10 protein-coding genes and 1 tRNA gene are annotated in these 9,946 nt (G+C 73.4%); 4 read left to right on the top strand and 7 right to left on the bottom strand.

All coding sequences use genetic code 11. The annotated features are described in order from the left end of the window. Positions 1–61 precede the first annotated feature (61 nt). Both ACZDWJ_RS18670 and ACZDWJ_RS18665 read right to left on the bottom strand, forming a co-directional pair. Complete coding sequence (locus ACZDWJ_RS18670; RefSeq protein WP_463523496.1) at positions 62–1,099, bottom strand: hypothetical protein; 1,038 nt, start codon at positions 1,097–1,099, stop codon at positions 62–64. 113 nt (positions 1,100–1,212) lie between these two features. After that, positions 1,213–1,647 carry an Hsp20/alpha crystallin family protein gene (locus ACZDWJ_RS18665; RefSeq protein WP_463523494.1) on the bottom strand — a complete coding sequence of 145 codons (435 nt, stop codon included), beginning with the start codon at positions 1,645–1,647 and terminating at the stop codon, positions 1,213–1,215. Positions 1,648–1,730: 83 nt separating this feature from the next. Between ACZDWJ_RS18665 and ACZDWJ_RS18660 the strand changes: the two genes are divergently transcribed. Next, positions 1,731–2,018 carry a MerR family transcriptional regulator gene (locus ACZDWJ_RS18660; protein ID WP_463523492.1) on the top strand — a complete coding sequence of 96 codons (288 nt, stop codon included), beginning with the start codon at positions 1,731–1,733 and terminating at the stop codon, positions 2,016–2,018. 82 nt (positions 2,019–2,100) lie between these two features. Here ACZDWJ_RS18660 and ACZDWJ_RS18655 read toward each other — a convergent pair. Both ACZDWJ_RS18655 and ACZDWJ_RS18650 read right to left on the bottom strand, forming a co-directional pair. Further along, positions 2,101–2,174, bottom strand: a tRNA-Pro gene (locus ACZDWJ_RS18655). Positions 2,175–2,504: 330 nt separating this feature from the next. Next, positions 2,505–3,428 (bottom strand): metallophosphoesterase, encoded by a 924-nt coding sequence (locus tag ACZDWJ_RS18650; protein WP_463523490.1) that lies wholly within the window; start codon positions 3,426–3,428, stop codon positions 2,505–2,507. A 26-nt stretch (positions 3,429–3,454) separates the two neighbouring features. Here ACZDWJ_RS18650 and ACZDWJ_RS18645 point away from each other — a divergent pair, with 26 nt between their 5' ends. Continuing rightward, on the top strand, positions 3,455–3,913 hold the full coding sequence (locus ACZDWJ_RS18645) for a GatB/YqeY domain-containing protein (protein ID WP_463523488.1): 459 nt from the start codon (positions 3,455–3,457) through the stop codon (positions 3,911–3,913). A 71-nt stretch (positions 3,914–3,984) separates the two neighbouring features. Here ACZDWJ_RS18645 and ACZDWJ_RS18640 read toward each other — a convergent pair whose 3' ends face one another. Beyond that, entirely contained in the window at positions 3,985–6,402 is a 2,418-nt protein-coding gene (locus ACZDWJ_RS18640; protein ID WP_463523486.1) for a penicillin-binding protein, read from the bottom strand. A gap of 280 nt (positions 6,403–6,682) precedes the next feature. On the opposite strand from ACZDWJ_RS18640, the gene ACZDWJ_RS18635 reads away from it, so the two are divergent. Then, positions 6,683–6,982 carry a WhiB family transcriptional regulator gene (locus ACZDWJ_RS18635; RefSeq protein ID WP_463523484.1) on the top strand — a complete coding sequence of 100 codons (300 nt, stop codon included), beginning with the start codon at positions 6,683–6,685 and terminating at the stop codon, positions 6,980–6,982. A 48-nt stretch (positions 6,983–7,030) separates the two neighbouring features. Here ACZDWJ_RS18635 and ACZDWJ_RS18630 read toward each other — a convergent pair whose 3' ends face one another. Continuing rightward, the gene (locus ACZDWJ_RS18630; RefSeq protein ID WP_463523482.1) at positions 7,031–8,251 is read right to left on the bottom strand and encodes an ArsA family ATPase; all 1,221 of its coding nucleotides are present in this window, start codon (positions 8,249–8,251) and stop codon (positions 7,031–7,033) included. A 10-nt stretch (positions 8,252–8,261) separates the two neighbouring features. Further along, positions 8,262–9,287, bottom strand: coding sequence for an ArsA-related P-loop ATPase (locus tag ACZDWJ_RS18625; protein ID WP_463523480.1), 1,026 nt, complete (start codon positions 9,285–9,287; stop codon positions 8,262–8,264). 76 nt (positions 9,288–9,363) lie between these two features. Here ACZDWJ_RS18625 and ACZDWJ_RS18620 point away from each other — a divergent pair. After that, positions 9,364–9,946: hypothetical protein (locus ACZDWJ_RS18620; RefSeq protein ID WP_463523478.1), on the top strand; the 583-nt coding region annotated here is incomplete at its 3' end.

The raw sequence follows: 9,946 nt of genomic DNA, 5'->3' as shown, positions 1-9,946 counted from the left end.
GGGGAAGCTTCCCCTGACAACGTCCAGCTTCCCCGGATATCCGGGGAAACCGCCCCTCGTCCTACTCCGCCTCGAAGGCCGTCGACGCCAGATGGGCGCCGACGAAGCACACGGCGGCGAGGAGCGGCAGGACGAGGACCATCCAGGCCGACATCAGCGAGCCGCTGAGGAACAGCAGGCTGAGGACGCACACGAGCGCGACGCCGAGCACGGCGGTGCCGCCGGCCTCGGGGATGCGCAGCAGGTCGAGGATCAGTCGGCCCAGCAGCACGGCGACGATGACGATCGCGATGAGCAGCAGGGTGCCGGCCGCGCCACCGCAGGTCTCGCTGCCGCGGATCGCGCCGCAGCCTCGCAGCGCGCCGTAGGTGAGCCCGGCCATCGCCCCGCCGATCACGGCGCCGACGAGCGCCGCGGCCAGGCGGGGGTCGAGGGCGGGGGTGCGGTCGACGGGTCGCTCGACGCGACGCCGCGGCTCGCGGGCGGGCTTGGGCGGCTTCGGCGCCTTGGCGGTCTTCTCAGCGCGGCGGGGCGCCGGGGCGGCCGCCGCCGGAGTCGGTGCAGGAGCGGGCGCAGGAGCGGGCGCAGTCGGGATGGCCTGCGGCGCAGGAGTCGCCTGGACGGGCGGCGTCGGCGGGGCCGGGACGACCGGCGGCGCGGCGGCGGCCCGGCGCTCGGCGCGGGACGGCTTGGCCGGCTTCGGCTCACGAGCCGGCTTCGGCGGCTTCGCGGGCTTGTCCTGGCGCGCACGACCGCGACGAGTCGGCGTCGGCGCCGGGGCGTCGTAGAAGCGGTCGTACTCCTCGACCGGCGTGGGGTCGGCCCAGGCTGAGGCCTCGGGCGAGGTCTGCTCGACGGCCGGGGCGTCGAGCACGTCGTCCCACGGCGGCACGTCGACGGGGTCGAGCGAGCGGGGCGCCGTGGGCAGCGGGCGCGTGGGCTCGGGGCCCGAGGCGTCTGGGGCGTCCGTGGCGCCTGGGGCGTCTGAGGCGTCCGGGGGCGCGGGGACCTCGGGGGACGCCGCGGGCTCCTCGCGACGGCGCCGCCAGGGCATGGACGGGGGTGCGATCGAAGGGGACTCGCGCTCGTCGTCGGCCATGTGGTCAGTGTCTCAGAGCGGCGGGAGCCGTGGGGTGGGACCGGCCGAGCCGGCCGGTCCCACCCTCCGTCGCCCTGCTGCCGGCCGGGCCTTCGGGGCGGCCCGGCCTGGGCTCAGCCCTCGATCGCGGCCGGCTGCGCCTCGGGGGCGCCGACGGCGACCTTGCGCGGCTTGGCCCGCTCGGCCACCGGGACGACCAGGCGCAGGACGCCGGCGTCGTAGGTGGCCTCGAGGCGGTCGAGGTCGAGGTTGTCGCCGAGCACGAGCTGGCGGCTGAAGGCGCCGCGGCTGCGCTCGCTGGCGAGCATCTGCCAGTCGCCGTTGCGGGCCAGGCGCTCGGCCCGCACGGTGACGACGTTGCGCTCGACGTCGACGTCGATGCTGTCCTGGGCGACGCCGGGCAGGTCGAACTCGACGACGAGCCGGTCGCCCTCGCGCCAGGCGTCCATCGGCATGGCGGCGGGCCGGCTGGTGGTGCCGACGGCGCCGAGCAGCTGGCCGGCGAGGCGGTCGAGGTCGCGGAAGGGGTCGGTGGTGCGGATCAGCATGGGGTCCTCCTCGGGGTGACGGTGCGACCTGTAATGGTCGATACAGGTTTTGTATAACTCGACGATGAGGCAGGATCAAGGGCATGGAGGAGCGCGAGGAGGGTCGGGTCGTCGGCGTCTTCGCCATCTCCGTGGCCGCCGAGATGGTCTCGATGCAGATCCAGAACCTGCGCGTCTACGAGCGCCGCGGCCTGGTCAGCCCCGACCGCACCGCCGGGGGCACGCGGCTCTACAGCAGGGCCGACGTCGAGCGGCTCCACCGCATCCGCGACCTCCTGGGCGAGGGACTGAACCTCGCCGGGATCGCTCGGGTGCTCGAGCTCGAGGACGAGGTCGTCCGGCTGCGCGCGGAGCTCGCCCGGCGCCGGTGACCGGCCGTCGAGGCGGCTGCCGGAGGGGACCGGTTCGCAGACGCAGCGAGGGCCGGATCCGTGCGGATCCGGCCCTCGTCTGTCGGGCTGACAGGATTTGAACCTGCGGCCTCTTCGTCCCGAACGAAGCGCGCTACCAAGCTGCGCCACAGCCCGAAGTGGGCGATGCCCACGCGTCGGCGAGCATACCGGAGCGGTCGGCGCCCCTCCCAATCGGCCGGGTCCCGGACGCCTCGTGACACGCGAGACCGTGCCCTGGGCTCCCTCGCTCCGATGTGCGGGCCTCCGGCTCCCTCGGGCCGTTGACCTCCGGGTCGGCAGTCGGCTCGTCGTCGGTGCGGACGGGATCTTTCGGTTGGCGTTCGAACCTTCGAACGCCAACCGTGCGTTTCGGCGGCCAGCCGCCGAAGCTTCAGCGGCCAGCCGCCGAAGCATTCGCCGGTCGCCCCTCCCGGCCGGCCCGGTCCCGGACGCTGCCGGAGGCCGTCAGGTCCGCGGGACGAAGGTGAGCAGCGTCGCCTCGGGACGGCAGGCCACCCGCACCCGGACGAACGGGCTGGTGCCCAGCCCGGCCGAGACGTGCAGCCACGCGGAGTCGGGGTCGCCCGGCGCGGAGTCGGCGGGGTGGCGGTGCAGCCCGCGGGCCCGCTCGGGCTCGATGTCGCAGTTCGTCGTTAGCGCCCGGCCGCCGGGCAGGCACACCTGGCCGCCGTGGGTGTGGCCGGCCAGGATCGCGTCGTAGCCGTCGCCGGCGAAGGCGTCGAGGACGCGCAGGTAGGGCGCGTGGGTGATGCCGAGGCGGACGTCGGCCGAGGGATCGGCGGGCCCGGCGATCGCGTCGTAGCGGTCGTAGGAGAGGTGGGGGTCGTCGACGCCGCCGAAGGCGATCGTCGTCTCGCCGGCCGTCAGGCGCCCGCGGTCGTTGGTGAGGTCGAGCCAGCCGTGCCCGGTCAGCGACGCCTTGAGCTCGGGCCAGGGCAGCTGGCTGCTGCTGGTGTGCCGCTTGCCGGAGTCGGGGAGCAGGTAGGCCAGCGGGTTGCGCAGCGTCGGCTCGAAGTAGTCGTTGGAGCCCAGCACGAAGACGCCCGGGACGTCGAGCAGCGGGCCGAGGGCGTCGAGCAGGGCGGGGACGGCGTCGCGGTGGGCCAGGTTGTCGCCGGTGTCGACGACGAGGTCGGGCTCGAGGGCGGCCAGCGAGGCGATCCACGCGCGCTTGCGCTGCTGGGTGGGCACCAGGTGCAGGTCGGAGACGTGGAGCACCTTCAGCGGACGCTGGCCCGCGGGCAGCACCGGCAGCTCGACCCGGCGCAGCGTGTAGGCCCGCGCCTCGGCGAGGCCGTAGCCGAGCAGCCCGGCGCCGGCCAGGGCCCCGACGCCGACGACCCGGGGCAGAATCGAGGTGAGGCGCACCGGGACAGGCTGCCACAATCGTCCCCATGAGCACCCTCAAGGACCGACTGCGCGCCGACCTCACCTCCGCCATGAAGGAGCGCGACGACGTGCGCTCCGCCACGCTGCGCATGGTGCTCACCGCCGTCACCAACGCCGAGAAGAGCGGCAAGACCGAGGTCTCGCTCTCCGACGACGAGGTCATCGGCGTGCTGGCCGGCGAGGCCAAGCGCCGTCGCGAGGCCGCCACCGCGTTCGACGACGGCGACCGGCCCGAGATGGCCGCCAAGGAGCGCGCCGAGGCCGAGGTGATCGCCGACTACCTCCCCACCCCGCTGAGCGAGGACGAGATCGTCGCGCTGGTCTCCGCCGCCATCGAGCAGGTCGGTGCCGCCGGCGAGGGCATGCGCGCCATGGGCAAGGTCATGGGGGTCGTGACGCCGCAGGTCAAGGGCCGCGCCGACGGCGGCGCCGTCGCCGCCGAGGTCCGTCGCCAGCTCGGCTGAGCGCCCCCTTCAAAACGACGACGGCCGGCGTCCCCACGCGGGGACGCCGGCCGTCGTCGTCGAGGTGCGGGTCAGCGACCGCGTCCGGGGCCGTTGCCCCGACCGCCCGGTCCGCCGTTCTGGCCTCCGCCCGGCCCGCCGCCGCTGCCGGCACCGGGCCCGTTGCCGCCACCGCCGGCCGGACTCGAGGAGCTGGACGGGCTGGGCTCGGGCGCGGGCCGCGGACCGCTGGAGGTGAAGATCGTGATCGGCGTGGAGTTCGACACCGAGGAGCCGGCGCCGGGCGCGGTGAAGGCGACGCTGCCGGCGCGGTACTGGCTGTAGCGCTCGCCGCCGTCGTTGACGGTGAAGCCGGCCGCCTCGAGGGTCTTGCGGGCGGCGTCGGGGCTCTGGCCGGCGACGTTGGGCACCGTCGAGACGACGCCCTTGACCTCCGAGGCCGCGGGCACCTGGAAGCTCTCGTCGGGCAGGCGGTCCATGATCGCGCGCATGGCGTCGGCCCAGATGGGCCCGGCGACGGTGGAGCCGAACGCCGAGGCGACCGTGTTGGGGCCGATGCGCTGTCCGTTCAGGGTGATCTGGGTGCCGACGCTGTTCGCGCCGGCGACCATGGCGGCCGTCGCGAGCGCGGGGGTGTAGCCCATGAACCACACGGCCTTATTGCCGTTCCGGGTGCCGGTCTTGCCGGCCGAGGGCTTGTCGAGCGCCAGCTTCGAGCCGAAGCCGCCGGGCTCCATGACGCCCTTGAGCACCGAGTTGACGGCGTCGGCGGTGGACTGCGGCATCACCTGGTCGCAGGACTTTCCGTAGGTCTTGAGCTTGGTGCCGTTGGCGTCGGAGATCGAGGTGACCGGACGCGCGTCGCAGTGCAGGCCGCGGGCCGCGAACGTGGCGTAGGCCTCCGCGAGCTCCAGCGGGCTGGTGTCGACGACGCCGAGGGCGAACGAGGGCACCATCTGCGAGCCGGCGTCGTCGAGCTGGGTGATGCCCATCTTCTGCGCCAGCGTGTACGGCTCGCACAGGCCGGTGCGCTGCTCGAGGGCGATGTAGAACGTGTTCACCGACTGCTGGGTGCCGGTGTAGAGGTTGTAGGTGCCCTGACCGGTGGAGTTGCTGACCGGGTAGGCCTGGGTCGAGGGGTAGTAGCGGCCGTTGCAGATCTTGAACGAGCCCTGGTTGAACACGCGCGTCTGCGGGCCGGGGATCGACGTCGTCAGGGGGATGCCCTGGTTGATCGCCGCGGCGAGCACGAACGCCTTGAACGTGGAGCCGGGCTGGAAGCCGTTGGAGTCGCCGTACTTCTTCGGGACGACGTAGTTGAGGAAGGTCTGACCCTTGCCGACCGAGCGGCCCATCGGCCGCGACTGGGCGATGGCGCGCACCTGGCCGGTGCCGGGCTCGACCATCGCGAGCGCGCCGATGGCGTCGTCGGTGGGGTAGACGTGCGAGGCGATCGACTTGTCGGCCGCCTGCTGGAAGCGCTGGTCGAGGGTGGTGCGGATCGTGAGGCCACCGGAGTAGAGCAGCCGCTTGCGGTCCTTGGCGGTGCGGCCCAGCGCCCGGTCGTCCATGAGGTAGTTGACGACGTAGTCGCAGAAGAACGGCGCGGCGGAGAACACGCAGCCGTTGTTGGAGGGCTGGACGTCTAGGCCCAGGCCCTGCTTCTTGGTCTTGGTGCCCATGTAGGAGCCGACGGCCTTGAGCTGCACCATGCGGTCGATGACGACGTCGCGACGGGCCTTGGCGCGCTCGGGGTTGTTCGTGGGGTCGTAGCCGGTGGGGTTCTTCACCAGGCCGGCCAGCAGTGCGCTCTGGCGCAGGTCGAGGTCGCGGGCGTTGACGTTGAAGTAGTGCTTCGCCGCGGCCTGGATGCCGTAGGCGCCGTCGCCGAAGTAGGCGATGTTGAGGTAGCGCTCGAGGATCCAGTCCTTGCTGTGGCGCTGCTCGAGGGCGATGGCGTAGCGCAGCTCGCGCAGCTTGCGCTCGTAGGTGCTGGCGGTGGCCTCGGCCTGCTCGGCCTTGGTGGTGGCCTGGTTGACCAGGGTCTGCTTCACCAGCTGCTGGGTGATCGACGAGCCGCCCTGGACGTTGCCGTCGTTGGCCTGGTTGGTGACGAAGGCGCGCAGCGTGCCGCGCAGGTCGAGGGCGCCGTGCTGGTAGAAGCGGTAATCCTCGATCGCGACGATCGCCTTGACCATCGTGCGCGAGACCTGGCGCAGGGGCACCTCGACCCGGTTCTGGTCGTAGAGGGTGGCGATGGTGTTGCCGCTGCGGTCGGTGATGGTGGTGCGCTGGGCCAGCTGTTTGGTCTCCAGCGAGGCCGGCAGCTGGTCGATGGCGTCGGAGGCGTTGCGCGCGCCGATGCCGATGACGCCGGCGAAGGGGATCGCGATGCCGGCGACGACGACGCCGAGCACCGCCGACACCACGGCCATGACGCCGAGGTGGGCGAGGACGCGGTTGGCGGGCAGCGGTTCGGGAGCCGACATGGCTCCCAGCGTACGGGAGCGGCGCAGACTCCCCACCTCGGCGACGGCGGGCGATCAGACGTCTCTGTCGGCGCTGTGACGCTCCGGTGACGAGCGATGACCGATCCGGACTCCCTGGGGGAGGACTATCCCGCGGTCTAGTCATATCGGACTATGCCCTCTGGGCCGAGAAGGTCTGTCGAGGACCCTGTGGGATTCCTTAACTTTCTCATAGAGACCGAAGAGCGTCGGCGTCATGGGGACTCCGAGCCGCACCTTCGGGAGATGTGGGGACATCATCATGTGGGTTGAAGACTGGACTCCTCGGGCGGCCTGCCGCTCGGCGCAGCCCGACCAGCTGTTCGTCCGTGGTGCCGAGCAGAACAAGGCCAAGCAGCTGTGCTCCGGCTGCCCGGTGCGCACCGAGTGCCTCGCCGAGGCCCTCGACAACCAGATCGAGTGGGGCGTCTGGGGCGGCATGACCGAGCGGGAGCGCCGCGCGCTGCTGCGTCGTCGTCCGAACGCCTCGTGGCGCTCGGTCCTCGAGGCCGCCCGCGAGGAGAGCACCCGCACGCCGCAGCCCGTCCAGGTCCGTCGCTGACCTGACCTGCGAGCCGCCTCGTCGCGGCGCCCTGATCGGTGCTCCGGATCAGGCGCCGGCGAGGAGGTCGCCGACCCGACGCAGGCCGTCGAGGTCGTGCACGTCGCTGGCCAGCGCCGGCACGACCGCCGTGGCCACCCCCGGGTGCGCCGCGGCGAACCGCGCGCGCAGCGTCGCCTCGCGCTCGACCATCCGCACCTGGTCGGCGTGGAGCCGCAGCAGCCCGGCCGAGAGCTCCTCGGTGCCCGAGGCGTGCTCGCCCGAGCGCAGGCGTCCGGCCGCGGCCATCGCCTCGTCGGCGCCCAGCGCGCCCGGAGGCGTCGGGCTCGCCCGGTTGACCACGAGCCCGGCCAGCGGCATGGAGTCGCCCGTCAGCCGCTCGACGAAGTAGGCGGCCTCGCGCAGGGCGTCCGGCTCCGGTGCCGCGACGACGACGAACGCCGTCCCGGGCGCCTGCAGCAGCGCGTAGGTCTGCTGCGCGCGCTGGCGGAAGCCGCCGAAGACGGTGTCGAGGGCGGCGACGAAGGTCTGCAGGTCGGTGAGGATCTGTGCGCCGAGGATGCGGGTGAGCGCTCCGGTGACCAGGCCGATGCCCGCGGTCATCAGTCGCGCCGGGCCGCGCGCGGGCGCGAGCATCAGCCGGATGAACCGGCCGTCGAGGAAGCTGGAGAGCCGCTCGGGGGCGTCGAGGAAGTCCAGCGCCGAGCGCGACGGCGGGGTGTCGACGACGATGAGGTCGTAGGTGCCCTCGGCCTGGGCGTCGGCGTGGATCTGGCCGAGCTTCTCCATCGCCATGTACTCCTGGGTGCCCGCGAACGACGTCGACAGCACGACGTAGAAGGGGTTCTCCAGGATCTGCTTCGCCTTCTCGGGGCTGGCCTGGCTGAGGACCACCTCGTCGAAGGTGCTCTTCATGTCGAGCATCATCGCGTCGAGCCGACCCTCGCCGGCGACGCCGGAGACCGGCCGCGGGGTGTTGTCGAGCTGCTCGATGCCCATCGACTGCGCCAGGCGGCGCGCGGGGTCGATCGTCAGGACGACGACCTTGCGGCCTCGCTCGGCGGCCCGCAGCGCCAGGGCCGCGGACGTCGTGGTCTTGCCGACGCCACCCGAGCCGCAGCACACGATGATGCCGGTCGCGGGGTCGTCGATGAGGGCGTCGACGTCGAGCGCCGGCGCGGTGGAGCCGCGCGAGGCGAGCGGGCCGACGCGGGTGCGTCCGGACCGGCTGCCCGCGGGCGGCGGGGTCTGGGGGGTCTGGGGGCTCATGATCGGCTCCTCACGCCATGCCCTGCTCGCGCAGCGCGGCCGCGAGCTCGTAGAGGCCGCCGAGGTCGACGCCGCCGGCGAGGCGGGGCAGCTCGTAGGCCGGGACGCCGAAGCCGCTGACCAGCGCGCGCTGGGAGTCCTCCAGCGCGCGGCGCTCGGCGTGGTCGTGGGCGGTCTCGAGCAGGCCGTCGACCAGCTCGTCGGTGACCGTGACGCCGCCCGCGGCAAGATCGGTGGCCAGCGCTCCGCGGTCGAGCGTGCGGCTGCGCGCCCGCTGCAGATCGGCCTCGCCGATGTCGTGGGGACGCACGGCGTTGACCACGACGCCGCCCACCGGCAGGCCGTCGCGCCGCAGCTCGGCGATGCCGTCCTGGGTCTCCTGCACCGGCATCTCCTCCAGCACGGTGACCAGGTGGATGGCGGTGCGCTTGCTCCGGAAGAGCCGCATCATCGTGTCGGACTGGTTCTTCACCGGCCCCACCTTCGCCAGCCCCGCCAGCTCGTCGCTGACGCCCATGAACTGGCCGATGCGGCCGGTCGGCGGGGCGTCGAGGACGACGGCGTCGTAGGTGAGCGCGCCCTTGTTGCGGGCGTTGCGCTCGACGGCCTCGTAGACCTTGCCGGTGAGCAGGACGTCGCGGACGCCGGGGGCGATGGTGGTGGCGAACTCGACGACGCCGAAGCGGTCGAGCGCCTTCCCGGCGCGACCGAGCTTGTAGTACATCGCCAGGTACTCCAGCAGCGCCGACTCGGGGTCGATGTGCAGCGCGTGGACGACGCCGGGCGCGCGGTCGGGCTCGGTGCGCAGGCCCTGGGCGATGCGGCGCTCCTCGTAGGGGAGCGGGTCGACGTCGAACATCCGGGCGATGCCCTGGCGGCCCTCGACCTCGCACAGCAGCACGTTCTTGCCGTGGGAGGCCAGGGCCAGCGCGAGCGCGGCGGCGACCGTCGACTTGCCGGTGCCGCCCTTGCCGGTGACCACGTGCAGGCGGACCTGCGGCCAGTCGGGCGTCGGATGCGGGCTGTCGGGGGCCATGAGGGCACAGCGTAGGGCGCAGGACCTGAGGTCGGGCGGGGATTGGCCGCTCGAACGGAGGGGAAGGAGCGCACGCGTGACGAGCCTCGCACCCGCGCCCCGGCGCACCTCGCGCCTCCAGCTGGTGGCGGTGCTCGGCCACGCCGTCGGGCTGGCGGTGGTCGTAGGCTGGTTCGCCGCCCGCGACGCCGACGACGACCTCATCGGCCCGCTCATCGCCGCGATCGGCGTCGTCGCCGGCACCGCCGGCCTGCTCGGGTGCCTGGCGACGATCCTGGAGTCGCGACGCCGGGGACGCCTGGTCGCGGGCCGATCCGACGCCCGCCGGCCCGACCTGCCGCCCGCACGCATGCGCAGCGGCCTCCCGTTCGGCGTCCCGCTCCTGCTGTGGGTCGGCGCCCTGCTCGTGCCGGCCGTCGTCGTCGGCGCCACCGTCGGGCCCGGCGTCGGCATCGGGCTGCAGCTCGCGATCGTGGCGGCCGTCGTCGACGTCCTGATGCTCGTGGGCGGGGTGTGCTCGGCGATGCTCCTGGCGCTGCCGATCGTGCTGCTCCTGCCGGCCCCGTCCTGGGTGTCCGCCGACGCGCCGGACGGATCGACGCTGCGCCGCGTCGGGCTGGCGCTGGTGCTCCTCCCGATCGTGCCGCTGGCGGTCGCGG

Source organism: Nocardioides sp. B129/18 (genome assembly GCF_055282735.1).
The sequence above is the reverse complement of the archived record's forward strand: the minus strand, read 5'-3'. Positions and strand labels throughout refer to the sequence as shown.

Excerpts from the sequence above, each read along its gene's own strand:
- ACZDWJ_RS18665 (WP_463523494.1), bottom strand. The coding sequence starts at position 1,647 with ATGCTGATCCGCACCACCGACCCCTTCCGCGACCTCGACCGCCTCGCC.
- ACZDWJ_RS18630 (WP_463523482.1), bottom strand. The coding sequence starts at position 8,251 with ATGAGCCCCCAGACCCCCCAGACCCCGCCGCCCGCGGGCAGCCGGTCC.
- ACZDWJ_RS18625 (WP_463523480.1), bottom strand. The coding sequence starts at position 9,287 with ATGGCCCCCGACAGCCCGCATCCGACGCCCGACTGGCCGCAGGTCCGC.
- ACZDWJ_RS18640 (WP_463523486.1), bottom strand. The coding sequence starts at position 6,402 with ATGTCGGCTCCCGAACCGCTGCCCGCCAACCGCGTCCTCGCCCACCTC.
- ACZDWJ_RS18660 (WP_463523492.1), top strand. The coding sequence starts at position 1,731 with ATGGAGGAGCGCGAGGAGGGTCGGGTCGTCGGCGTCTTCGCCATCTCC.
- ACZDWJ_RS18645 (WP_463523488.1), top strand. The coding sequence starts at position 3,455 with ATGAGCACCCTCAAGGACCGACTGCGCGCCGACCTCACCTCCGCCATG.
- ACZDWJ_RS18670 (WP_463523496.1), bottom strand. The coding sequence starts at position 1,099 with ATGGCCGACGACGAGCGCGAGTCCCCTTCGATCGCACCCCCGTCCATG.
- ACZDWJ_RS18635 (WP_463523484.1), top strand. The coding sequence starts at position 6,683 with ATGTGGGTTGAAGACTGGACTCCTCGGGCGGCCTGCCGCTCGGCGCAG.